The sequence below is a fragment of the Telmatobacter sp. DSM 110680 genome, from assembly GCF_039994875.1.
Lineage (GTDB): Bacteria > Acidobacteriota > Terriglobia > Terriglobales > Acidobacteriaceae > Telmatobacter.
The window spans coordinates 5,540,106-5,563,478 of the sequence record NZ_CP121196.1; the positions used below are offsets into that span (position 1 = coordinate 5,540,106).

The following is a 23,373-nucleotide window of genomic DNA, read 5'->3' on the forward strand; positions in this document are numbered from 1 at the left end:
AGTCGGGTCCGACACTTCAGCTATTTCTATATTTTATTGATTATTTGGAGCGGGAGACCGGGATCGAACCGGCGACATTCAGCTTGGGAAGCTGACGTTCTACCACTGAACTACTCCCGCCTTTTAAAATCAATAATTTACTGAGAGTGATGAGCCTCACTGATCAACTCACTGATCATCTTGCTAAACTCACGTACATCGGCCTTCTCGATAACCGAAGGAGCAAGATGAACGTGGACAGCGGGTATGGTCATAAACAAGTCAACCTCGTACAGTATCGCCGAGTCGACGGCCGCTGGCAATTCATTCGAGTAGTTCGAAAGAATGGCAAGCCCGACCCGCGGCTTGTACTTATTGATGGCGAGCCAGCCAGCAGCAAGGGCGGGCATTTCTATCTCGCCTGGAGGGAACAAGGCAATCTGAAACGCCAGGCCGTTGGTTCGTCTCCCCGCGAGGCGCTGAACGCCTGGCACGTCAAGATGGGAATCCTCGCCGGAGACGTCGAACCAGAGCCTGAACCGGAGACCGTCGAGAGCAAGACGATTGATACTGCAATCGTCGAGTATCTCCGGGATGTAAAAGCTACCAAGAGTGCTGCGACCTACAAGGCATATAAGCGCGATCTGGCGTGGTTCCGAGAACACCGCGGAAAGCACCTTGTCTCTCGTCTTGATCGGTCAGACGTCATGTCCTTGTTCGCTGCCGGGCGCGAGGAAGGACTTGATCAGAAGACCATTAATAAACGGGTGGTCGTGATGTTGACGGCAATGCGCGGCGCCGGAGCCGAAATAAAACTTCGCAAAGGAGACTGGCCGAAGACCACAGACAAACAAATCGAGGTCTACACTCCCGACGAGTTGCGGCGGTTCTTCGCGGCCTGTACTGCGGACAAGCGGGTGCTGTTTCAAACATTCCTTTTGACTGGATTCAGGTCAGAAGAGATCGCCACGCTGACTTGGTCTGACATCAATTACACGACTGGGAAGATCAGCGTGTCCGCTAAGCTGCAATGGGAGTTCACGCCGAAGAGCTACGAGATCAGGTCGGTCGAAGTGCCGTCGGCGCTGCTCGCGACGCTCAAGGCCCGGAAGAGGAAAAGCACGTCGCTTCTGGTGTTCCCTGCCCCAAAACATCCAACGAGACCTGATTATGGAGGCAACGGTGTAGACGCACACATGCTGGAGGCATGTAAGGAGATCGCATTCCGCGCGGGCCTCAACTGCGGTAAGTGTGAAGGAACGTACACAGTTAAGCGATCAGCAAGGAAGAAGGAGAAGTTGCCTTATTCCTGCGGGACTTCGCCACGCTGCCACCACTGGAATCGCCATCGATGGCGGCACACCTTCGCATCGAACATGCTTCCAGTCCTCGGGCTCAAGAAGCTCCAGCTCGTTCTCGGCCATAAAGACATTTCAACCACACAGAAATACCTGCACCTCGTCGGCGAAAACGAGGTACGGGAGAAAGTGGAACATTCATTTTTAGCTGCGTTCGTTTAGGTGACTCAGCACCTAGTGTTTTGCTCGGCGCTGCGAGAATCGTAGAGTCCTGATTTTCACGTCGCATATGAAAACGTCGTAAGAGGGATGGGCGCCAGTGTGTCAAAAGGCTCTCTGAAGCTTAAGGGACGGTTCTCTTTGGGTCTATGGGCGGCAATGGTCCTCCTTGCCGCGTCATCGATCTTGCGCTCCAGACGCGGCGCGTCGGGATTGAATCCGCGATTGAGGCCAATCGCTGCTTCTTGTCCAGACTACTTTGCCCTCTGTGCATGTAGAGATCAACTAGGTTAGTTTTTGGTTCGCGTTCTCCAGGTCGGCTCTCTTTGTCGCTCGATGCGGGGTTCACAACCGGGCCCACTTCAGCGCTGGTCGATGAAGTGGAAGCCATACTTTTTGTCTGCTGAGTTGATGAAGAGTGCACGTCATACTTCACAGGGCACGTCTCCTTGATGACGGACAGCGCTTCCTTCTTGGCTGGAGTCTCAGGAGGGTTGCAACTGGCAACCTCGCGAGCCCTCTTTGCTTTTGTTGTAAAGGGTCCCTTGGCCAGCGTGCGCTTCAATCTTTCGCTCCATCCGCTGTTGCCTTCAGTTGACTTCGCAAGCCCAATGTACCTGCGGATAGTCGTCGCCGGCTGTCCCAACTCATCCGCGATCCCGCGAGCCGAACATTTGAGGGCGATCAGTTCAATTAGTTGTTCGCCCCGTTGTTCCGTGCTCATCTCGTTCCAACGCTCTCGGACGCGGCCAAAGGCCGCCTGTGTTTTTGGGTTTTTCATAGCCCGCTGATGAGCAGTTTGATTCAAGTGTTTCGCTTCCTGGTTCTTGCCCGCTTTCTTCCGCTTCGTCATGATCTGGACAACTCCTTGAGTTTCGAACGTTCGATCACAAATTGCGCCAGATAATAAGTGCTGGTGAAGCTTGCCTTGTTCGCCAACATAAATCGGACGGTCCAATGGCCTTGTAGACCGCCACGGGCGTACCTTGCGTAAAGTCGAATTATGTGGCGAAGGTCTTTCTCTTCCGGTGCCTGATAGCCCGCATTGTGCAGGCCGCGCTTGGCCATCTGCACTAAATCGTCTATGGCTTGTTGCTGTTGTTTTCTAAGGTTCTGATTCGGCTTTGCCCACGGCTTGCAATAGGCAACATGCAAACGCATCCATCGTAGATGCGCCTTCCAGACAACCGTTAACTCCGTGTACTTCTCGTTTCCCACTTCTGTCATCAAAGCTCGATTCGCTCTCTTTATGTGGCGCTCCAAGGAATGGATCACGGGTTGCGACTTCGCCTTTAGCTGAGTGAATGACTTGTCGTCAATGTGCATCCTAGCTTCGCCTTCAAGGCCAAGTCGGTGATTTTGACGTCTCAATAGGCGCACAAAGTCAATATAGGCGCGGATCGCGAACACAGCGGTCCGGAGTTGAAACGTATCCATCTGGACCGATTTTCTGGCCTTAGTTTTTGTAATCAGACGTTCCCCGAGAACGAGGAAGTTGTCCATGAAGAGTTGGTTGAATGCCCCGCGGTCAAAACCGCGGGCTGGTGGAAAGATGCGGAAGGGGTAAGAGAGGCGAGAGGTCCCGGCGCGCAGATGATCCTTATAGGACCGCGTGATCAGTTCAATGCCCGGCGCGAGGACAGCGATCTGGTGAGGCGACAAACGAAATCGAACCGCAGCATTGATCGGAGCCACATTTTTACTCATGGAAACGGAGAGGCTATCAGAGCGATGGGCAAAGGGATTGTGATCCCCGTCGCCGGACAAAGCAAAGTGGATCTGATCGTGATCCGGCAAACATTATGGACAAGCAGGCAAGACGGACTAGAGACGTTGGCGCGGAAATGATGGGAAGAGCCCGGATGGAGACGGCCGAATGGCGCAGTTTTCAGCTATGCCGGAGTGATGTGGCGCAGTTTTGGATGTGGTGAGCGAGGCTGGCCGGCGCCGGTGCGTAATCCGCGGGCAACTAGGATGCTGCAAGCGGTTTATATATATGTAGATACGCGAATATTCTCCGCGTTTACGGTAGTTCTTTTCGATGGTTCTAAAACAGGCCAAAGGACAAAAATTCCTAGTCCGGATGCAGAATCGGATTGTGTTTCCACTTCTCTGCTTCTGATCCGTAGAGTGCAGCATCTTCAGCGTGGCTCTTGTGAAGAATGCTCCAGTGGGGACGCCATTCCTTGATTCGAGCGCCTTCAAATGCGGTCGATCCTACTTCCCACCAGCGGCCGGAGCGGACTGGTACCAGTTCTTCACCGGAATAGATGTCGCGAAGCTCGTTGCCTTTCTTGCGAGATCCGATCATGCCGGGTACGAATGGCAGCATCAGTGCCAGTCCAATGGCAGCTCCTTTACCGGGTGTACCCAGGTTCTTCCATGTCCAGGATCATAGCTTTGGTGATCGCTCATATAAGCACATACTTATTATGTAGTTCAAATCCGACGCATCCTTGACAAAGGGGCGCAATCAGGAGTAAGGAGTATATGAGTATGACAATTAACAATCAAGAAGACTTCCACCGGGTGCAGCAGCTGGTCTGGGGCAAGCTGTTCGGAATCTTTATTCAGAAGGGCCGCGAGAAGAGGGGCTGCACGGTCGAGGAAGTAGCCCATCTAGCTGGTATGGGGCCATCTGAATGGCTGGCTGTGGAAGCCGGCCGCATTCCAGAGAGTGCGGCACAGTTACGCTTAATGGCCGCCGCCCTCCAGTTCAGCAAGGTGCAATTAGCCACGATTATCCAGATCTGCCGGGCTGCCTGGAAGGCATAGCCCTACTCTGCCGCCGGCCTCTGGACCAGCCGGGGTACTGGCGACGGGTACTCACAATCCCATATGCTCACCTCAGAGGAAGGAGGTGAGACCGATCAAAACCAAGGAAGGAATAGGGTTAAAACGCTTGAACGTAAATATTACTGAAGAGCTTCACCGCCGCTTCAAGTCCGCAACCGCAGCGCAAGGCCTCGAGATGACCGATCTGATTCTGGAATGGATCCAGAAGTATGTCGACAAGAATGGACTTGTCGCTCCGAAGAAGGGACGGCGCGCATGAAGCGCGCCGCGCTCTACACGCGCGTCAGCAGCTGCGATCAGCATCCCGAAACCCAGGTACTGGATCTACGCCAGATGGCGGTTCAGCGCGACTATGAGATCGTTGCCGAGTACACCGACAAGATCAGTGGCACGAAGGCCAAGCGGCCGGGGCTTGACCAGATGATGGCCGATGCCCGCCGCGGCCGGTTCGACGTCCTCCTGGTCTGGGCTTCGGACAGAATCGCCCGGTCGGTGAAGCACTTCCTGGATGTGCTCGATGAACTCAATCGGATCGGAGTCGAGTTCGTTAGCTTCCGGGAAAACCTCGACACAGGCGGCCCGCTGGGCCGCGCGATAGTGGTCATCATCGGCGCCATCGCTGAGTTGGAACGCTCGCTGATCGTCGAAAGAGTGCGCGCCGGCATGAGGCGCGCTCGGCTCGAAGGCCAACGAATCGGCCGAGCGCCGCTGGTACTGGACAACCTCGCTATCCGACAAGACCGTCAGCGTGGCCTGAGTCTTCGCCAGATCGCCAAAGGCCACAGCGTCTCGACTGCCACTATCCAACGTGAGCTCCGCAAGCATGCTACAACACCAGGAGAGCATGCCGCATGATCGAGCAATCAGCAGACTTCATCCCGGTATGGATGCTCCTATCGGCGGCCTTCGGCTTCATCGCCGGCGAGGCCTACGGCGGCCCGACCCGTCTCCGGAAATATCTTGAGCAGGCCAATGCAGATCTTCGCGATCAACTCCAAAACGCGCTGTCCCGCACACCAGACCTGCAACATGCAATCGCTCAACAACGCCGCGTCATCAATGACATCCACAGGCGTATCGTTGCTGTGACAAAAGGCCTCGAAAAACGCGCCTCCTAAACCCCACAAAACAAATGGCCGGATCTCGTCGATCCGGCCGTCTCAAAAGGTATACCTTGAAATACATCTCACGCGTCACGAGGCCTAAATGGATAACTCGGCGCTTCATCAACAAGCGAGGAGGATTTATGGAGCCGGGTCCCTCCTATCAGAATGTCCAACCGAACTAGATAAAGCGCATCAGTTCACGCGGCCAGGACAAGCTCCGAACAAAACGGCATAGACACAAGACGTCTCAGAGCTTTGACCTGCAGTGATGCACCGCACATCCCGTGACGCCGAATCGGTGCGACCCTACCTCTACCATGCGGCATTCTTCACCGGTCAACGTCGTACTTGCCTTACGAACGGCCCTCCCCCTCAATTGCAGGAAAGATGCGCTGGCAACGGAGACGAACCATCATGACTTTAGCCGGCTTCTCAGTAACCGTCTCGTGGGGCTGGATGCTGCCTTGCGTCGAACCGCTAAGTTGGGGCGCGAGGCGGACGATCGTTCCACCATGCAATCCATCAACGATCTGATTCAGGATTACCTCGCGGCACTTCGCATCCTCGACTTCGAAGGATCGTCCGTTCTCGGCTCCGATTTCACGGTTGCATACCGTCGACTACTCCTCGCGCGCATCGCCGAACTCATTGACGCAGTCGGTCATCGTTCTAGGGCTCCTCGTTCCGAATCTTAGCGGAACTACGACGTAGAATCGCGCAGGTGGACGTAGATTGGGGGTCTGGGCAGCCGACGCACGGTGCGACGGCCACCAGAACAAGGTGGAAACTATGCCGATCGTGGAAACTGAAGTTGAAAGCCAGCAGCGCAGGGGGCACTCTTCGTCATGGGCATGCGGACAGAACTGGCTTTCACTTATGACGCGCAAATGCACCCGGTTTTTGCGAGATGCACCCGCTGCGGCGAGGAGATGCCACCGCCCGTTCCAAACTTAGATGATCGAGCGGATATCATCTTCTGGTTCTCCGCACGCTACGTTGAGCACATCCAGCTCAAACATCTAGGCGCGGCTGGCCCGTGACTTTCGATCTCCACCCTTTGTGACCTAACTTTTATGCAAAGGTCATGCGACGGCTCGTCGCGGGAGTATGATGATGCCGTCACGGCCCAATGAATGGTTGGAGGATCGTCTATGCGGAAGCGAATTCTGGTGATCGTAGGTAGTGTTGTCGGCGTCCTGGTGATCATTGCACTCATTTTGCCCTTCGTCATTAACGCGAATCGCTTCAAGCCTGAGCTCGAATCACAATTGAGCAGTGCTTTGGGGCGACCGACAACCATCGGGAATATAGAGCTTGCCTTGTTTTCAGGGGGTGTCCGCGCAGATGATTTCGTCATTGCTGATGATCCAGCTTTTAGCCACTCACCGTTCGTAACAGCAAAGCGCGTGAACGTGGGCGTGGATTTGATGTCGTTGATCTTCTCGAAGAAACTCGAGGTCAAATCGTTCACTCTTACCGAGCCGCAGGTATCGCTGATTCGGTCGCGAGCCGGTGATTGGAACTTTTCGACGTTGGGTAACAGTTCCTCGTCACAAAGCGCCGGTGGCAAGTCTTCAGCGACAAGCGACTCGTCAGTGCCCGCCATCTCCGTCGATAAGTTGACGGTCTCAAACGGCGTCGTGATCCTGGGCACGCTTAGCACTCCTGGCAAGATTCACACCTACCAGAATGTCGAACTCGAAGCTTCAAACCTTTCCTATGCTTCGCAGTTTCCTTTTACATTGACGCTCAAAACGCCTGGGAACGGCTCGATGAAACTGGACGGCAAGGCCGGCCCGATTAATGTGACGAACACCATTCTGACGCCCCTTAGCGCCAAGCTGAACATTCAGAAACTCGACTTGGCCTTGACAGGTTTCGTGGATCCGTCGACTGGCATCGCCGGGATCGTCGACCTCGACGGAGACCTCACATCTGACGGCGCATCAGCAAAACTAAACGGCTCATTGAATGGGCAGAAACTGAAATTCACAGCGGGCGGATCACCGGCAACTGTGCCAATCTCGATTGACTATGCCACGACCTACTTTCTCAAAAACGGCATGGGTAATCTGACGAAAGGCGATATACACGTTGGGAAAGCACTCGCACAGTTGAGCGGCGACTACAACACGTCAGAAGCGGAAACAACTCTGCAGATGAAATTGCTTGGTCAGGGCATGCCGGTACCCGATCTTGAAGGAGCGCTTCCAGCAGCCGGAATTGCACTCCCGTCTGGCGCTTCGCTGAAGTCCGGATCCCTCGATCTGAACCTCGCGATCAACGGATCCGTGGATAAGCTTGTCATCACCGGTCCGGTTAACCTGTCGAACGCGAAGCTGGCTGGATTTGACCTCAAATCAAAGCTCGGAGCTCTGTCTTCCTTCACTGCTCTCGGCAAAGCAGGCAGTGGCTCGGACACCGTAGTCCGCTCGCTCCATGCGGATCTTCGCCAGGATCCGGGCGGAACACACGCCGCAAATCTCAAGATCGTAGTGGAGTCAATCGGCACGATCGCCGGAGACGCCAACTTGAGCGCCTCTCAACAACTCGATTGCAAAATGACGGCCAATCTCTCGGGCGCGTTGGGAGTGGTGGCCGCTCCGGTCGCTCTTCTCGGCAAAGGCAAATCGGGTGGCGGTATCCCGTTCAGCATAACGGGAACAGCTTCAAACCCAATCTTCAGGCCCGATTTGGGTTCCGAGGTGGGGAATCTGGCCAAAGGCCTGGGAGGGCTGGGTAGTGCAACGGGCAAGGGTGTGGCCGGTTCCGCAAAAGGTCTCCTCGGAGGAGTGCTCGGCAAGAAGAAATCCAACTAAACGCTCGCCCGTCCACTACTTCAGTGTCTTAGCAAAAAACCAACAGGAGTGATTCTCATCACTCCGTCTATGTGTATGATCCTCTAGGATCTTTGAGCATCAGGAGATGCTCGCCAAACTCGAGCGGCAATAGATAAAATGCGTTGGTCTTGGTTCAGAGCGAAACAACGCAAGTTGCCGATCATGGCGACTTGCCCCAGAAACTGTATCGATCTTGAGGCGGACGATATCGTGATCGTTTCAGTGGAAACGGTCATGGAGAATCTCCAAATCGCTGGACACCTACGGATGCAGCCCGCAACCAAATTACTTCATTGTCGACATTGCGGGTGTGTGTGGCAGAGAACGTTCAATGCCGACTCTTTTAAATTCCGCGACGAGGTCCTGGGAACATTTAAAAACACGAATGCCGGAAGTGGGCAGCAGCGTTAGACATCTCTGTCCCAGTTTCTTGTTTTCCAGCTCCGCCCGTTAGACTGCCAAAATGCTGCATTGGATCCTTTCCGCAACGTTATGCACGGTACCGCCCCAAATGCGCGAGACTGCGCCGGAGTGGTGGCGTCGGCCGATCACCAGAAGGTCTGCGCCCCAGTCTGCGATCTGATCGACAATGGCCTGCACTTCTTCGCCTTCGACAATTATTCCCTCAACAGCGATACCGTGCTCTTCCGCGTGTTTTATCCCCTTGCTTTGTAAGTCTTTGTAAAACGCATTACGTTCTTCGAGTAGCGCCTGGCGCGCTCCAGGCAACTCAGAGTCCATAAACGCTGCATAGACAGGGAGGGGCTCACTTACGGTCAAGAGTCGCAGGTCCGCCTTCAACTCTTTTGCCAGCTCAACCGCGCTCGACAGTGCGCGCTTCGCTGCTGCCGATTCATCGAAGGCGATCATGATTTTCTTGTACACTCGATTTCCCTCCATGGACTGCAAGGAAATCAGTGTAGCGCAAAGAAGTTGATGTTCTGACCACGTTGGATCGGGAGCCTTCGACGGGTGGGAAGGCCGCAAATGCATATCTCTTTACTCGCTCCTCTTCAAAGCTCATTTCGAATCCCTGCTCGTCTAGCTCCCTTGCGCCCCGATCCGAGCCTGAGTATAGTCGCACCATTCCGGACGAGGTCCGGCTGCGGTTTTGCTATCGCTGCCAATCGTTGCCCGATGAGATAGCACGGGGACTGCTCGTCTTAGCCCATAGTGAGTGTGATCAGCATTGCCGTTGGAGGTTCCCATGTCAGAAACAAACAGGTTGAGCAACATCGAACTCATGCGTACACTCGATAACGCATGGAACGCGCAAGATTGGGATACGTTTGAAAAGAGGCATACCGCGGACACTGTTGTATTTTGGCCGGGCCAAGTAGAGCCTACCCGCGGCCGCCACAATCACAAGGCGGAGTCGGTCGAGTTCTTCAAGACGTTTCCCGACAACCATCTAATCAATAATCCCTATAAAGTTGAGATTGCTCAGGGTGATTGGACCTGCACGGTTGCGGAATTTACGGGCACGATGCGCGGTCCGATGAAGGGTGCCGATGGGAAGATGATCGCGCCGACCAACAAGAAATTCCATATAGAGTTCTGCACCGTCGCGCATTGGAAGGACGGCGAGATCGTAGAAGAGAAGCTCTTCTACGACCTAATCGGATTGTTGAAACAGATTGGTGTTATGTGAGGTCAGCGGCGCTGTGCCGACAAAACCTGTTGCCCCCAAAAGCTTCATTGAGTGTTTCTACGTCAGGCTGACAACAGGACGTTGCTACCCCACCTGTACAGTCAGCATGGAAATCGATCCACCATCGACCCCTTCGATTGGGAACGTAACCGTCTCTCGCTCTTGCCGTGTGGCGAGCACATAAAGCATGGGCAGGTAATGATCCGGGGTCGGAATCGAGAGGAGGGCTTCCGGCCCTAGCGTTTCATATTCAATCAGAGGTTTGTATTCGCCGGCCACCATCATCTGTTTCGCATCATTCTCGAAGCGAACAGCCCAGTCGTATGGATCTGGCAGATGGCGTCCCCAGGCATAGGCATGGAGATTGTGCACCAGGTTCCCACTGCCAAGAATGAGTACGCCATCCTCACGCAAGGGAGCCAGTTTTCTGCCAATCTCAAAATGGAATGACGCCGATTTGCTTTCATCGATGCTCAGCTGGACGACCGGAATATCTGCATTCGGATATACGTGTCGAAGCACCGACCACGTCCCATGATCGAGCCCCCAGGAGTTGTCGAGCCTGACCTCCAGCGGCGCGAGCAAATGTTGTACTTTGCGAGCCAGCGCCGGATCACCCGGTGCAGGATACTGAACCTGAAACAGTTCTCGGGGAAATCACCGAAATCGTGGATGGTCCTCGGTGAAGTAGAGATTGTCACACCGGTTTCCGGAACAAACCAATGCGCGGAAATGGACAAAATAGCTCTGGGTTTCGACGTTGTCTCACCGATTTGAGTCCATGCTTCCGTGTAGGCATTATTCATGACGGCATTCATCGGATTGCCGTGACCAAAAAAGATTGCGGGGAGTATCTTTGCCATGTTGAAGCACCTCGCTTCTTTGATTTCCGACCGTGATGTCGGGGCAGCTGAATCGTTCGTCGCTGAACAAACAATACTTCAAGAGCGATCGGGCAAACTCGTAACGACAATCTTGCCTCGCGGCAGCAATTATAGTGAACGAAGCATTTAGGAGGTTCGCGTGACGCATTTGGAACAGCTAAGTGAGATCCTGGTAAGTCTCGACGCGATGCTTACGGAACTGGAAGCCATCTACAAAGACATCCACGCTCACCCCGAGTTGTCGATGCAGGAGACGCGAACGGCTGGAATCGCGGCGAATCATCTCAAGGCCAACGGCTTTGAGGTCACCGCTGATATCGGCAAAACGGAGTCGTCGGTATACTGCGCAACGGGGATGGCCCCACCGTAATGCTGCGCGCTGACATGGATGCCTTGCCCATCAAGGAAGCAACCGGCCTTTCCTACGCCAGTACCGTTACGGGGACAGGCCCTGATGGCAAGCCCACATCCGTGGCGCACTCCTGCGGCCATGACATGCATGTGGCCTGCTTGATGGGAGCGGCGTCGCTGTTTGCCAGAAGCCGCGATAGCTGGCACGGAACGCTCATGGCAGTTTTTCAACCAGGAGAGGAAACGGCACAGGGCGCGCAGGCAATGATAGACGACGGACTCTTCAAGCGATTCCCGAAGCCCGATGTCGTGCTTGGCCAGCATGTCATGAGTTTGCCGTCCGGGCATCTCGATTGGCGCAAAGGAGTTGTCACATCCTCTGCTGACAGCATGCAGATTCGAATGTTCGGGCGTGGCGCGCATGGCTCAATGCCCGAGGCCAGCATCGATCCCGTCGTCCTGGCTGCCTCGACCGTAATGAGGCTGCAAACGATTGTTTCCCGGGAAGTCGCGCCTACCGATTCCGCTGTGGTGACAATTGGGGTTCTGCAGGCTGGCACAAAGGAGAACGTTATTCCTGACGAAGCCATCATCAAATTGAATGTGCGCACCTTCGATGAGGGGGTCCGTAAGCATGTCCTTGCAGCCATTGAACGGATTGTCAACGCGGAGGCGGCAGCGGCAGGCGCGCCGAAGCCACCAGAGATCACGCCATTGGACAGATATTCATCAGTAACTAACGATTCCGATGCAACGGAGAAGGTTGTTCAGGCATTCCGTCAGAACTTTCCTGACGGCTCCATAGAAGAAACGAGACCCACGATGGCGAGCGAAGACTTCGGATGTTTTGGAGCGGAGTGGGACGCTCCAGCGGTGTACTGGTTCTTTGGTGGAGACGATCCTGAGACATATGCCAAGGCCAAGAAAAACGGCACGATCAGTTCGCTCCCGACCAATCACAATCCGCGCTTTGCGCCAGTCATCCATCCCACTTTGGAGACAGGTGTGAAGGCTTTGGTGGTCGGGGCCTGCGCGTGGCTAGCCTCGTGAACGAACTTCTAATCTATGGAAAACACCTGGCCGGCCCCTTTCTCGTCGCGCTCGATCTCCTCGGCACCTTCGTCTTCGCACTGAGCGGTGCGGCAGCTGGTGTGAAGAGCAAATTGGATTTATTCGGTTTGATGGTGCTTGCCTTCGCGACGGGAAACGCAGGCGGGATTATCCGCGACCTGCTTATCGGCGCCGTTCCGCCTGCAGCCATCCGCGACTGGCGTTATCTGGGAGTCTGTATCCTGGCAGGCTTGGTGACATTCTTGTGGTATCCCAATATCGACGTGCAGCGCAGGCCCGTTCTGTTGTTCGATGGCGCGGGCTTGGCTCTTTTCGCTGTCACCGGTACCCAGAAAGCGCTGGCCGCCGGACTCAATCCCGTGATGGCTGCAATCATGGGGATGTTGACTGGCATTGGCGGCGGAATGCTGCGTGATGTTCTGGTGAATGAAACTCCAACAGTGCTCCGGGCTGATCTTTATGCCGTCGCCGCGCTTGCTGCTGGCGTCGTTGTGGTGACGGGACATGTAATGCACTATCCGTCATTTGCATTTTTGATTCCGGGTGCACTTCTATGCTTCTTTCTCAGAGTGATGGCCATATTCCGCGGTTGGCATCTGCCACTTGCCGGGACAGGATCTCGGTCACGCTGACCAGGTTCGATGCGCGAAGCCGTTATCGTCGCCCCATGCAATTCGAAACCCAGTTTCGATCGTTTGCATCGACGATGCAGATCATCATTGAGGAGGGAGCGAGCAATTTGTGAGAGAGAGCAGCACCCATAGACAGAAAATGGCGGACATGCTCAAGAACACGATGAGGGCTCCAACTGCCATACGCGGCATTGGCTGTGGCCCTCTATGGCCCGCTTGACCTCCAGGCCACGCTTCACTAAAACTCACAATGGCACCGGACAAGAAAGAGCCGCAGGCCGCCACGATTCAAGAGTCATGGCAAGCCTGCATGACTGTTCAGCTCTATTAATCCTTTTTCTCTTCTTCTTTCTTTTCAATGAAGTTGGTTACCGCTTCGGTTCCTTCGAAGCCGACAACAGCGGCAACACCTTCTGTGACTAATCCCGCATTTGGATCCAGTTTCTTCGCGCCTTCGACTGCCGCAGCAGCTCCGGCTAGTTCTTCAAGGATTCCCATGATCTTCTCCTTCGCAGTGATTGAATTTGACAGCCTCTTGCGAAATCCCCGCTTCGAATCCGGGATACGAATCAGTGCCTCGTTCAGAAACGACCAAGGAACGGAAACAGTGTTAAAGGTTGGCGTTTCGATTACCGGCTACAAGGCGAACTACCCAAGTGAGAATCACCGCTCCAATGACGGCAATTACGATGCTGATAATCAGGCCGTGCTGACCAACTCCCCCGAATCCAAGGAAGCTGGACAGGAACCCTCCGATCAGCGCGCCGACCAGGCCGACAATCATGTCCATGAAGAAGCCAAAACCTGAGCCCTTCATAAGCTTTCCTGTGATCCAGCCCGCGAGTACGCCGATGATGATCCACGCAATAATTCCGTGCCCCATGTGATCGTTCTCCTTTTTGAGCTTCGGTGCAGCTTTCCCGATTGATCACAGCAGCATCAACCGTAAACTCTGCCTCGAGCGCAGGTTTGTACAAATCTCGGAACTCTGTAGCGAGACTTCGGTCCCGGGATTTCGGTCTACGAAATTACCGGAAGGTTCAGATCCTGACCGACCTTGATCTTGTCCGGGTCGTCTATTCCGTTCGCCTGAGCGATGTCGCGATACTTGCTAGCATCGCCGTAGAAGCGCTTGGCGATTTTCGACAGATTGTCGCCGGACTGGACTGTATACGGCTGCTCCGCCCCGCCCGAAGTTGCAATCTCATGATGCAGATCGGCATAAGTCGGATCGGCCTCTTTGATGGCATCCCAGGTGCGGTTGGCAACCACAGTCGATGGCACTGTCGCTTTTAAGTGGAGTTTTTCGCCATCGAGATCTACCTGTTCTAGGTTTGCGCCGAGGTCAGAGAATCCCTCAATGGTTGAGATTACTCCGGCATACTTCTGCTTTAGCTGATCCAAATCTGCCATATCATTCCTCCTGTTCACTTACTGCTATCTGCTGGTCATCGGGTCAAACTCGCTTAGTGCCTATCGCGATCCTCCATGAGATGCGACATAGCTTGTTGATATCCGCGACGGAAGGCCTGACGATAGCCTTTTCTCATTTCAGGCGCAACATCGGGATGCCGATATTCGTCGCGATTGTTGACATCGGGACGGCGATGATTCCCGACATCTTTTCGTGCGCCCTCAATGCCATCGTGAAAGCCACGGCGCTGAATGTCGTTAAACTCCCCGGGCGGGGCTTCCCAATTACCATGATCCCGATCATGATCCTGACCGTACACGGGAGATGAGGGCCCTGCCGACGAGGCGGAGGCCTTGCTGATGATCAAGCAGCTTGCTCCCAAAAGAAGGGCGAGCACCGGAACAGCGGTTAGTTTCAGATTCATTGTCGATTTCTCCAGTCTTTCTTGCGCCAGGTGAATCTCACCGATCAATCAAATTTCGCGTCTATTTGATTGAGAATCGGAGTCTGCAACTGGGTGGTTTGTCACGTGATTCGGTCCGACCTTCCATTCGCTTCGAACGGATTGTTGGACCTCTACCGTTACTTGGCTGGCTGGTTGGCGATAACCAGCTTGCTGATTTTTGTGTAGGTGGCAGCCGGGACGATGTTCTTGCTTTTCAACTGCGTTTTGTTGGCGTAAGGGCGTCCATCGATGATCTTTTGGGCGTATACATCCCCGACGCCGGGTAGGGCCTTGAGTTGATCTTTCGTCGCCCTGTTCAAGTCCACGAGGTTGGCGGATGCCGCTAAGGCATTCGCGGTATGCTTTGTGCCCGAGGAGGATTGCAAGGCCGCAGCCGGCAGGATGCTAAAGAGGACAGAGGCCGTCAGGACGGCAAGAACGGATGTGAGACGTTTCACGTGCATGTGTATCACCAAGGTGATTTCTAAGTTCTTGATTTGTGAATGAACAAACGCAGAACCAAATTTACGCCAAGCCCATGCTTACAGGCAGCGTCAGCGAACATGATTGAAGGCCGATTTATCCCTTGTTGCCAAACATGCTGGTTGCCGCACTAAGCAGACCTCCCAGTCCACCTGATTCGGCAGCGGCCGGCTGACCGTCGGCTGTGCTCGCTCCGGAACCGAGCACCGAGCCCAGCATGCCCTGAAATTCGGATGGCACCCTGGACATGATGTGTTGAACAACTACTTGTTCGACTTCCTGGGCTTTGTCAGGGCCCAAGCCCGCCTTCTGCTGCAACAACACTGCTATCTCACCCATGATGTTTTCTCCAGTTTGTTGTGAATTCTCGGTTAAAGTTCGTCGGGATCAGTTCAAGTTCGGCTCCCGGAAAAGTGTTGCCTCGAACGAAGCAGGCACGTGAAATGTTCCGACCGATCCGCATGCCATCCCGGCTCAACGCGCCAGAGTTAGTCCCAAGCCCGTAGTCAGAATGACGTCGTTGCCCAGTGTTCCCGTTGGCGGGAAGGAAGTATAGCGATCACTGAATGTTGTCTGCCAGTTGAAGATCTTTCCGAGCTTCGTGCTGAAAGTAGAATCCACTGACAGCTGGAACTGACCCGTTTGACTGAGATCGGGATATAGAAACGCTTGCTCAGTAAACAGGCTTCTGGTTCCAAGCTTGCGAGTATATTGTTCGCCCAGGTCAAGGGCGGCAAAGCTGTTAGTGGGAGTTGGCGAGTATTTTTCATGGGTCCAGACGAGACCGGCCAGGATATCGAGGCTCTGTTGCGGCGACTTGATCGCGTGCCAGCCCAGGCCACCGCCAAGGATCGAGCGAAGGTCTAAATTCTGCAGCGCATTGGTTGAAAAATCGCCGGTCCCGAACGCGAATATCCGCGGCTTCAAGTTGTGATCGTAGCGGAGCCCGCCTGCGGTTGTGTTGGCACTCGTCGACGGCACGGCGTGAGCGTTCTTGCTATAGAGCGTATCCGCGTAGAGAGAGGTTTTGTCGTTGCGGGTTTGTCGCGCTGCGACGAACCCTGCACCGAAGGTAGCAGTATCCGAATTGCCGCGCGCAAGCGCCAAGCTAACATTCACGGCGCCGGTCCACGCATGTCCCCAACTCGGATTCAAGGAGGCTTCATAGACGGCTTGATCCGCAGGGGATCGCAGGACCGTCACTTCGGTCGGATCCAGAGTGGATGGGCCTGAAGATGTGGTGACTGTCAGACCATTTTCCGCACGCTCGATCGAGGTTACACTCAGGTTGCCCTTTTTCCAAGGCAACACTAGAGCTTGGGTTACGGTAAGGCTTGCAACCTGGTCCCAGGCGAGAGCAATCGGGTCGGCGTACGCCGTCTTAAATGTTAGCTTGCCAGCTTCGAGCTTTAACGCCGTTCCGGTGAGTCGGTCGCCATTCTTGAGCACGACTGTGTCAGCATACAGATTGGAAATGCAAAGAAAGATCAGAAGGGTAAGGATACAAGTAGCGAATGTACGGAACGAGAAATGCAGATGCATAGATGGGCCGCCTCTCAAACGGAGGAACGCTATGCTACGAGTTGGGTACAGTGCGAGCAACGTTGTGCTCGGATCGGGATGTCGCTGAGGCACTGAGGACAAACCTTGCTAGCCGGCGGAACTTCCGGCACCGGTCCTTTAATGCGAGCCATCAGGGCATTGGCGGGCATCACGATGAAGAAGTAAACCGATGCAGCCACCATGAGGAACGTAATCACCGCGTTTAGGAAGTTCCCGATCATGATGTGGTTGTAGGAAATTGAACTGAAATCCGGTTTGCCAAAGATGTTGCCGATGAAAGGAGTGAGCACATCTTTGACGAGAGAGGTGACAACGGCGCCAAATGCAACGCCCATAATCAGGCCTACGGCCAGGTCGAGCACGTTGCCCCGCAGGATGAAATCTCGGAAACCTTTAATCATTTCGTTCTCCGATCTTTAATTTTCGAATCGTGACAGTTCAAATTCTGCGCAGAGCCATGGAAGGTGTCGCTAGAGATGTGAGTCTGCGACAAGCCACGGAGCCACATTCCCTCGTGGCTCCTTCAGTGCTTAACACTGTTATTGATGGATCATTTGCAAGGCTTGCCGTGATCAGCGTGAGCGCCCTTTGCTTTCGCCGCATCCTCTGTCATATAGGCGCCAGCTTTGGTTTTTCCGTACCACTTCGAATCCTGACAGTGGTAGACATTGCTCGAGGTATTGAGCCAGACCTGACCTGCGCCACCGCCAGGAGCCTGCGCGACGGTGCTTGCTGACGCCTTGGGTGCCGGCGCGGGAGTGGTAGTGGGAGCCTTAGTTGGTTCGGACTTCGCAGCCGGAGCGGGAGCGGGGGCTGCCGCAGGAGCCGAAGTCGATGCAGCTTTCCCGGCCGAAGCCTTCGCCTTAGTTGCGTCGGAGGCAGCATACCAAGTCTTGATCCCCTTGTGGCCACGGCACGCGCCTGACTTGGTGGCGGCAGTTGAGTACGTCCCGTCGTTGCAAAGCCCGCTTGCGCCGGCGGGCGCTCCGGCAGGCGCCTGTGCCGAACCAACTAGCGAGACTGAAATCCCGACTAGTAGTGCGATTAAGCCAATCATTCTCTTCATGGGTCTCCCGTCCGTTACCGAATATAGGCGAGCATCATCACACGGTTTACCGAACCTGTCTAGCTTAAAAACCCGACTATCTGTTTAGGAAAACTTCGAGCGAAAAATTTAACTTATGGGAGATTAGGCGACATAGCCAAGCCAAAAAGCGTGGATTCTCACCAAAACTGGCTACTAGAGCGGATTTGGAACAAGAGCGTTTTCTCGCATTGAACAATGTCAACAGGAATCGAGCGTCTTTCGCATTAAAGTAGTACGGTTTCAATTTCGACGACTGATCTGTACCAACAGCGCGGATGGATGCGGACGGCATTTACGAAAGTATGAACCCGCTGTTAAGTGAACACACCACGCTGATTTGCATCTATAATTGCACCTCACTGGGGCGCGAATGGAGTAGTTCATGGCACCGATTCACGTCAGTATCGATCCCCTCCTGATAGAGGGATGTCTCCTCTTCACGATCGGTATTGTTGCAGCTACGGTCGGTGCGATTGCAGCGATTGCAGTCGTTCGTGAACACAGAAGCCAAGACAGTCCCACGAAGGCCGCCGAAGAAGTGCTCTTGGTCCGAGCCAACCGGGTGTCAGTGACCGTGGGAGGGGGGAGCAGAATGAGCGATCCTCTAGATTTGCACTTCATTCTCACCGACCCCGCTGTCACTTTGTTGCGGATAGAGCTGGCAAACCCTTTGGACAAGGGAGCCAGTACCGCCCCGTGCGTGAAGGCAGCATCCGAGGTCTTTATCGCAGAGGTGGACCCCAAGGTCGTCGTACGCTGGTATAACGCCAATGGATATTGGAAAGGGGAGACGAAAAAACTCCCGATCTGCCTTCTTTTTACAGTTGGTGGCTATGCAGGGTGCCGAACTATTTGGGTCGCAGTTAGCCCGATCAAGGCAGAAATCTCAGGGCTCTCCGATGACATGAACTTTGCATGGTGCGTTGAAGGCCCTTGCCCAAGGCCTCTCCTCACGCCAGCCGCCAACGTTCAACCTCACCGGCACGGAGAGACTATAGATACGACTCACGGTTGGCCAACAGCATGTTAGGTATCATTTGGGGATCATAAATAAGTCGCCCGGCACAACGTTAGGCTGTCCCGTGGTCGGCATGCTTGAGGCAGATTACTGCATCCGCCTGTGGACGGCCTTTTGGCCCCTCGACGATGTCGAACTCGACTTCGTCACCTTCTTTCAGCTTTTTGTACCCGTCCGATTGAATCGCTGAGAAGTGAACGAATACGTCAGGCCCGTCTTCCCGTCCAATGAATCCATAACCTTTGGCATTGCTAAACCACTTAACTCGTCCTTTGTAATGAGCCACACGCTCCTGCCTTCCTTGCATCAGGGGATCGGCGAATTAGGCAATGCGATGCACGTACCGCTATTTTCTGATGCGACTAATCTAAGAAGTGATGCTGAAGCAAGAAACGCTCCATCCATGTACCCTGAGATATGACCAAGCGTTCGTTTAGCCAACTCTTCGGTGCATCCCCGGATCAGCGCAAGAGGGTCTGAATTTCATTGAGCCCGTTAGAAAGCCATGTCGAATAAATCTAATTGGGAGACAATTACATTGTCGGCGAAATTAAAGGGGATGGGTCGAGAAGCCCCATGCACGGTGAGTGCGGTCAAGTTGTCGCTTCCGGATTTCAGAATAACGGCATTCGTTCGATGTGATGTTCTTCAAGCACCCAGTGACTTGCCGGATGGCGAATACTTCGTCAGCCTTGGGAACCGAAACATGCTTGTGCAAAAGGAAAACGGCGTTTGGCAGCAAGGCGTGTAGTGCATGGCACCTCTCGCAAAAGAGGGCGATCAAAAAACCACTGTAAGAAGGCAAGATTCCTTGTGACAAGTTCGGAGATAAATCAAAGTTCAGCGTTGAATTGAGAGGCGGCGGAGAAATCGTTGGCAGTTGCACCTATCCCAACTGACGGAACTTTCCAAACACGCTAAGGAAGACGCTAAGTCTTTCTCGCCGCGAAACAAACATCTGTCAGTCCACGCGGCCTGTTGCTCGTCTGTCGTAGAAGCTTGAGGCACCCTTCTATGCAGCACAGGGGATGTAAGCAGCCGAATCGGCTAGATGCTGCATCTACCGCTTTGTGTCTGCCCGACCATCTTCGGAACTCATGCAGTCTCTTCGTATCACATTGAATAAGCTAGAGGAGAACTTCGCCTCACCGGAAGATGAGCCCATCATCGCCGAGTTGAAACGCATCCTGATGCTTCGCATCGCAGATATCGAAGCGGTCGAAACGTTGCAGGAAGCCAGGACGACCGAGGCTGTTTCCGCGCAAACTGAAACCATGCGCGTTGCAAGCCGAGTCGAACCTGCGATCGGGCATTCGCCGGAATCGGACACATCGACTGGAAAAAACATAACGCCATCAGATTCTGCTTCCATCCAAACTGCCTGCGCGTGTGACGGCAATTGACGTTAGTGAGCAGATGCCACTAGTCGTGTGCATATCGAATTGATTCGATTATGGGAAAGGCCGCAAATGGCTAAGGTAATTAAGAGATCGAATGGATACGAATTCGTAGGTTTGAACACAATAGGGATGAGAATCGTAAACGAATTCCAGAGACAGCACCCCTCACTATGCGAACCAACTTCAGATCCTGATTACAGATTCATCCGTAAAGGCTCTCAAGAAGAAAGTGTGCAGTTGGAAAGGCTTGTTGTGCAGATATTAGCCAAAGACCCTGACCGACCGCCTCAGACGCTTAGAATGCAACAGTGATGAGGGGAAATAGTCGACCTCTGCGTAACGGTTGTTCAATGACTGATAGGGCCTTCCATCGAAGGAAAGCCTGGTCGTCACCAAACCTCCTAGATGACCCGCGAATTCCCGGCACGCCGTTCGAGAATAGAGGAAAGTTTAGCTCACCCCAGTTCTTAACTTTACGATGAGCGCACGGCAAGCAGAGTCGTCGCGCGCACCCAAGAACACCGGCTCTGCGGTGTCAAGAACTGCGCAGTCACCTGCCTCAAGCGACTCTTTATCACCAGCGACATTCAGTTCTAGAATTCCTTCAATGACAAACGTTGTAATCTCACTCCTGTGCCCGTGCTCTCCGATCGTTGACGTAACGCCGGGCGGGAACTCTAGTATGACCGCCCTCATCTTGCCCTCAGCCTGAGGGACATGTAGCGGAGTAACCTTGAGTGCTGGTTGAGACCTTCCATTTTGGCAGATTAGCGCCTTCCTTGTAATTGAAAGTAAATGATGTCTAACTTCAGAAAAGAAATGGTCTAACCCAATTCCATAGACTCTGCAAATACACGCGAGTGTTGGGAGCGTGGGGACCATTCTGTTTGTTTCGAGCTTGGAGAGGAGAGCAGTCGAAAGCCCTGTCTGTGTGGCCAGCCGTGAAAGAGTCAAATGCTTCTGAATCCGAAGTGTTCGTAATTTCAAGCCGATAGAATACGACTCTAGAAATTCGCGGTTCATTCTTCAATTCCTATGGGTTCCAAGTCCGTTGCAGTTTGGTCCGCCGGAATCAGCGGGCTCTCGGCTTTCAATCCGCTCAATTTCATGTCTGACCGTTGTCTGAAGCTCACTCATTTCCCAATGGTGCTTGTCGAGGTCTTTACTCCTTTCGATGAAACCAAGAGTCGCTCGCAGCGTATTCAAAAGAAGTGACGTACTGAACTCTCTCATCGGTTTACTCCATTCATCCCGCCGAAGGATTTCTGAAATAAAGTATCTGTGTCGACCGCAATAGAGTCCTTTCGACTGTGTCCTTCAATGCATCTTGCCATCTCTTTAATGGAGATGGTGTGATTTGTGTCACCGTTTAGTTCTGTAATATTTGGTCAGCCGATAGCATCAGTTACCTGGATGCTTCTCGCCAGCTGAGCAGCTCGCAAGATGGAACTAACAGGAGTACTATTCTGAGTCGTCTTCGGATCATCTTGGAGGAACTCATGAAGAAATACTTTGCCGAATTGGTGGGCACCTTCATCCTTGTGCTCTTTGGCTGCGGCACCGCCGTAGTGGCTGGCGACAAGGTCGGTATCCTAGGAATCGCTGTCGCCTTCGGATTTGCCCTCATCGGTGCAGCTTACGGCATCGGCCCCATCTCCGGTTGCCACATCAATCCGGCTGTCAGTCTCGGCGTTTGGAGCGCGGGTCGAATGAAAATCGGCGATTTGATTGGCTACTGGATCGGCCAGTTCGTTGGCGCCATCCTTGCCGTAAGCGTGCTTTCCCTCATTGTTCGCGGCGGTAGTGGGTATGCTGCCGGCCAGCTCGGCCAGAACGGTTGGGGGCCGGGCTACTTGGGCGGCTACAACATAACGTCGGCGATCGTCTTTGAATTCGTCGCAACCCTCATTTTCGTTGTCGTGATCCTCGGATCCACCCAGGCTACCGCGCCCTCGAGATTCGCAGGCTTGGCCATCGGTATCACGCTTACAGCGATTCACCTTGTCGGCATCAACATCACCGGCACTAGCGTAAACCCCGCCCGCAGTTTCGGACCAGCGTTGCTAGTCGGCGGTCACGCGATGTCGCAGATCTGGCTCTTTCTCGTCATGCCAAGTCTTGGCGGCCTCGTTGCTGGCCTACTCTTCCGCCTCAAAGCCCTTGAAGCAAGCGCGGAAGCTGAGGTAGAGGTGAAAAGGGAAACCGTCAGCGTCTGATGTGCCCATTCTTGGCCGACGCGTATGAATTCGTGACAATCTCGCGTGGTGCGATTGGGACCAAGGTGTCGGGGCGCACGCCATCTCGCAGATTCTGAGGATAAGTCGGGCCGCGCTATTGATCGAGGACTATTCTCCAGAGGTCGGAGCTGTCGGGCTTGGCGAGACCATCGCGTTCAAGCAGACGAAGGCAAACACGAACACGCCAGTTTGAAAATCCGGTAGCGGTGGCAATCTCGCGGACCGTGGCGGCTCTCACTTCCCAAATCTTTGTGGACGATTGCCAACCGTCGCATAACGTGGCCTGAGCTCTGAGAAAACTTAGAACCTTACGACCATTGCCAAAAAAGTACACGCACCAGCCGACGATGGTTCCCATGACATCGCCACCTCTTACGAGCGAGGGGGGGGTAGTGCAATGGTAATCCCTCGGAATGTCGGAGAGAATGAAGAGTTTGTCATGTAAGTGTCCCAACGGGAATCGGTTACTTACCTTTTCGTTCTTGAGTTCGACTTATGCCCCGAATGCATTTCCGTATTAACGCCAACGCGGGCGACGATTCCCCGAAAGGGGGACTTGGCGAAGGCCGCGCGTAGCGTGGCCCTTCTTTCTCGAAGAATTGTCGACTGCTCGGTGATTAGATCAACCGGAGCGAAGCACAGGGAGCTCTTTGTAGAACATATAGGCTTTTCTATCTAGCTCTTTATCTAGGTGGGTTGTCTATGACCATTCGGGGCGTGTCCTGGCTGAGGAGTTGCAACCACAATCCGCTCCGCTGCTTCGATTGCGGCGATGCGCTCGCGGACGATTCGCTTGAGGTCGGCGAGGTTCGCTGTTTCGGGTGCGGGATCGGCTTCCATCTTGGTGAACAGTTCGCGAAGAGACTCAAGCAGAGGTCGGCGGGGTTGAACGCTCATGT

At 54.0% G+C, this 23,373-nt stretch carries 30 protein-coding genes and 1 tRNA gene; 13 read left to right on the forward strand and 18 right to left on the reverse strand.

Features of this window, described 5'->3' with window-relative positions; translation table 11 throughout:
- Positions 1-45 precede the first annotated feature (45 nt).
- Positions 46-120, reverse strand: a tRNA-Gly gene (locus tag P8935_RS22815).
- A 29-nt stretch (positions 121-149) separates the two neighbouring features.
- Between P8935_RS22815 and P8935_RS22820 the strand changes: the two genes are divergently transcribed.
- Entirely contained in the window at positions 150-1,499 is a 1,350-nt protein-coding gene (locus tag P8935_RS22820; protein WP_348262615.1) for a site-specific integrase, read from the forward strand.
- 121 nt (positions 1,500-1,620) lie between these two features.
- Here P8935_RS22820 and P8935_RS22825 read toward each other — a convergent pair whose 3' ends face one another.
- The 3 genes from P8935_RS22825 to P8935_RS22835 all read right to left on the reverse strand — a co-directional run bounded on the left by P8935_RS22825 (position 1,621) and on the right by P8935_RS22835 (position 3,828).
- The gene (locus P8935_RS22825; RefSeq protein ID WP_348262616.1) at positions 1,621-2,349 is read right to left on the reverse strand and encodes a hypothetical protein; all 729 of its coding nucleotides are present in this window, start codon (positions 2,347-2,349) and stop codon (positions 1,621-1,623) included.
- On the reverse strand, positions 2,346-3,203 hold the full coding sequence (locus P8935_RS22830; RefSeq protein WP_348262617.1) for a hypothetical protein: 858 nt from the start codon (positions 3,201-3,203) through the stop codon (positions 2,346-2,348). The genes P8935_RS22825 and P8935_RS22830 overlap by 4 nt, the downstream gene beginning before the upstream one ends.
- A 367-nt stretch (positions 3,204-3,570) precedes the next feature.
- Positions 3,571-3,828: a hypothetical protein gene (locus tag P8935_RS22835; protein WP_348262618.1), complete on the reverse strand. Its 258-nt coding sequence runs from the start codon at positions 3,826-3,828 to the stop codon at positions 3,571-3,573.
- Positions 3,829-3,986: 158 nt separating this feature from the next.
- Here P8935_RS22835 and P8935_RS22840 point away from each other — a divergent pair, with 158 nt between their 5' ends.
- The 6 genes from P8935_RS22840 (at position 3,987) to P8935_RS22865 (ending at position 8,217) form a co-directional block, all read left to right on the forward strand.
- Entirely contained in the window at positions 3,987-4,271 is a 285-nt protein-coding gene (locus P8935_RS22840; protein ID WP_348262619.1) for a helix-turn-helix transcriptional regulator, read from the forward strand.
- An 85-nt stretch (positions 4,272-4,356) separates the two neighbouring features.
- Positions 4,357-4,551, forward strand: a complete 195-nt coding sequence (locus tag P8935_RS22845; protein ID WP_348262620.1) for a plasmid partition protein ParG — start codon at positions 4,357-4,359, stop codon at positions 4,549-4,551.
- On the forward strand, positions 4,548-5,147 hold the full coding sequence (locus P8935_RS22850) for a recombinase family protein (protein ID WP_348262621.1): 600 nt from the start codon (positions 4,548-4,550) through the stop codon (positions 5,145-5,147). The genes P8935_RS22845 and P8935_RS22850 overlap by 4 nt, the downstream gene beginning before the upstream one ends.
- Positions 5,144-5,410, forward strand: a complete 267-nt coding sequence (locus tag P8935_RS22855) for a hypothetical protein (RefSeq protein WP_348262622.1) — start codon at positions 5,144-5,146, stop codon at positions 5,408-5,410. Before P8935_RS22850 ends, P8935_RS22855 begins: the two co-directional genes overlap by 4 nt.
- Positions 5,411-5,862: 452 nt before the next feature.
- A complete protein-coding gene (locus tag P8935_RS22860; protein ID WP_348262623.1) occupies positions 5,863-6,093 on the forward strand; it encodes a hypothetical protein in 231 nt (76 codons plus the stop codon).
- Positions 6,094-6,549: 456 nt separating this feature from the next.
- Positions 6,550-8,217, forward strand: a complete 1,668-nt coding sequence (locus tag P8935_RS22865; protein ID WP_348262624.1) for an AsmA family protein — start codon at positions 6,550-6,552, stop codon at positions 8,215-8,217.
- A gap of 471 nt (positions 8,218-8,688) precedes the next feature.
- Here the strand turns inward: P8935_RS22865 and P8935_RS22870 are convergent, their stop codons facing one another.
- The gene (locus tag P8935_RS22870) at positions 8,689-9,123 is read right to left on the reverse strand and encodes a universal stress protein (protein ID WP_348262625.1); all 435 of its coding nucleotides are present in this window, start codon (positions 9,121-9,123) and stop codon (positions 8,689-8,691) included.
- A 322-nt stretch (positions 9,124-9,445) separates the two neighbouring features.
- On the opposite strand from P8935_RS22870, the gene P8935_RS22875 reads away from it, so the two are divergent.
- Complete coding sequence (locus P8935_RS22875; protein ID WP_348262626.1) at positions 9,446-9,889, forward strand: ester cyclase; 444 nt, start codon at positions 9,446-9,448, stop codon at positions 9,887-9,889.
- Between the two features lie 84 nt (positions 9,890-9,973).
- On the opposite strand, the gene P8935_RS22880 is transcribed toward P8935_RS22875, so the two are convergent.
- Complete coding sequence (locus P8935_RS22880) at positions 9,974-10,534, reverse strand: class III extradiol ring-cleavage dioxygenase (RefSeq protein ID WP_348265370.1); 561 nt, start codon at positions 10,532-10,534, stop codon at positions 9,974-9,976.
- A gap of 378 nt (positions 10,535-10,912) precedes the next feature.
- On the opposite strand from P8935_RS22880, the gene P8935_RS22885 reads away from it, so the two are divergent.
- Genes P8935_RS22885 through P8935_RS22895 form a run of 3 tightly spaced genes read left to right on the forward strand, consistent with a single transcriptional unit; the run spans position 10,913 to position 12,827 of the window.
- Positions 10,913-11,143 (forward strand): hypothetical protein, encoded by a 231-nt coding sequence (locus P8935_RS22885; protein ID WP_348262627.1) that lies wholly within the window; start codon positions 10,913-10,915, stop codon positions 11,141-11,143.
- Positions 11,143-12,174 carry an amidohydrolase gene (locus P8935_RS22890; RefSeq protein ID WP_348262628.1) on the forward strand — a complete coding sequence of 344 codons (1,032 nt, stop codon included), beginning with the start codon at positions 11,143-11,145 and terminating at the stop codon, positions 12,172-12,174. The genes P8935_RS22885 and P8935_RS22890 overlap by 1 nt, the downstream gene beginning before the upstream one ends.
- Entirely contained in the window at positions 12,171-12,827 is a 657-nt protein-coding gene (locus P8935_RS22895; protein ID WP_348262629.1) for a trimeric intracellular cation channel family protein, read from the forward strand. The genes P8935_RS22890 and P8935_RS22895 overlap by 4 nt, the downstream gene beginning before the upstream one ends.
- A 327-nt stretch (positions 12,828-13,154) precedes the next feature.
- On the opposite strand, the gene P8935_RS22900 is transcribed toward P8935_RS22895, so the two are convergent.
- From P8935_RS22900 to P8935_RS22945, 10 genes are all read right to left on the reverse strand, one after another.
- The gene (locus tag P8935_RS22900; RefSeq protein ID WP_348262630.1) at positions 13,155-13,325 is read right to left on the reverse strand and encodes a hypothetical protein; all 171 of its coding nucleotides are present in this window, start codon (positions 13,323-13,325) and stop codon (positions 13,155-13,157) included.
- Positions 13,326-13,437: 112 nt separating this feature from the next.
- Entirely contained in the window at positions 13,438-13,710 is a 273-nt protein-coding gene (locus P8935_RS22905; protein WP_348262631.1) for a GlsB/YeaQ/YmgE family stress response membrane protein, read from the reverse strand.
- A gap of 137 nt (positions 13,711-13,847) precedes the next feature.
- Positions 13,848-14,240, reverse strand: coding sequence for a LysM peptidoglycan-binding domain-containing protein (locus P8935_RS22910; RefSeq protein ID WP_348262632.1), 393 nt, complete (start codon positions 14,238-14,240; stop codon positions 13,848-13,850).
- Positions 14,241-14,293: 53 nt separating this feature from the next.
- The gene (locus P8935_RS22915; protein WP_348262633.1) at positions 14,294-14,665 is read right to left on the reverse strand and encodes a hypothetical protein; all 372 of its coding nucleotides are present in this window, start codon (positions 14,663-14,665) and stop codon (positions 14,294-14,296) included.
- 158 nt (positions 14,666-14,823) lie between these two features.
- Complete coding sequence (locus tag P8935_RS22920) at positions 14,824-15,150, reverse strand: helix-hairpin-helix domain-containing protein (RefSeq protein ID WP_348262634.1); 327 nt, start codon at positions 15,148-15,150, stop codon at positions 14,824-14,826.
- A gap of 115 nt (positions 15,151-15,265) precedes the next feature.
- On the reverse strand, positions 15,266-15,508 hold the full coding sequence (locus P8935_RS22925; protein ID WP_348262635.1) for a hypothetical protein: 243 nt from the start codon (positions 15,506-15,508) through the stop codon (positions 15,266-15,268).
- Between the two features lie 135 nt (positions 15,509-15,643).
- A complete protein-coding gene (locus tag P8935_RS22930) occupies positions 15,644-16,711 on the reverse strand; it encodes a DUF481 domain-containing protein (RefSeq protein WP_348262636.1) in 1,068 nt (355 codons plus the stop codon).
- Between the two features lie 29 nt (positions 16,712-16,740).
- Positions 16,741-17,133, reverse strand: coding sequence for a large conductance mechanosensitive channel protein MscL (mscL, locus tag P8935_RS22935; RefSeq protein ID WP_348262637.1), 393 nt, complete (start codon positions 17,131-17,133; stop codon positions 16,741-16,743).
- 149 nt (positions 17,134-17,282) lie between these two features.
- Positions 17,283-17,798 carry a DUF3761 domain-containing protein gene (locus P8935_RS22940; protein WP_348262638.1) on the reverse strand — a complete coding sequence of 172 codons (516 nt, stop codon included), beginning with the start codon at positions 17,796-17,798 and terminating at the stop codon, positions 17,283-17,285.
- 1,091 nt (positions 17,799-18,889) lie between these two features.
- On the reverse strand, positions 18,890-19,123 hold the full coding sequence (locus P8935_RS22945; protein ID WP_348262639.1) for a cold shock domain-containing protein: 234 nt from the start codon (positions 19,121-19,123) through the stop codon (positions 18,890-18,892).
- An 811-nt stretch (positions 19,124-19,934) separates the two neighbouring features.
- Between P8935_RS22945 and P8935_RS22950 the strand changes: the two genes are divergently transcribed.
- Both P8935_RS22950 and P8935_RS22955 read left to right on the forward strand, forming a co-directional pair.
- Positions 19,935-20,240 carry a hypothetical protein gene (locus tag P8935_RS22950; protein ID WP_348262640.1) on the forward strand — a complete coding sequence of 102 codons (306 nt, stop codon included), beginning with the start codon at positions 19,935-19,937 and terminating at the stop codon, positions 20,238-20,240.
- A gap of 1,496 nt (positions 20,241-21,736) precedes the next feature.
- The gene (locus P8935_RS22955) at positions 21,737-22,453 is read left to right on the forward strand and encodes an aquaporin (RefSeq protein ID WP_348262641.1); all 717 of its coding nucleotides are present in this window, start codon (positions 21,737-21,739) and stop codon (positions 22,451-22,453) included.
- 115 nt (positions 22,454-22,568) lie between these two features.
- Here P8935_RS22955 and P8935_RS22960 read toward each other — a convergent pair whose 3' ends face one another.
- Both P8935_RS22960 and P8935_RS22965 read right to left on the reverse strand, forming a co-directional pair.
- Entirely contained in the window at positions 22,569-22,832 is a 264-nt protein-coding gene (locus P8935_RS22960) for a hypothetical protein (protein ID WP_348262642.1), read from the reverse strand.
- A gap of 329 nt (positions 22,833-23,161) precedes the next feature.
- Positions 23,162-23,371, reverse strand: a complete 210-nt coding sequence (locus tag P8935_RS22965; RefSeq protein ID WP_348262643.1) for a hypothetical protein — start codon at positions 23,369-23,371, stop codon at positions 23,162-23,164.
- Between the last annotated feature and the right edge of the window lie 2 nt (positions 23,372-23,373).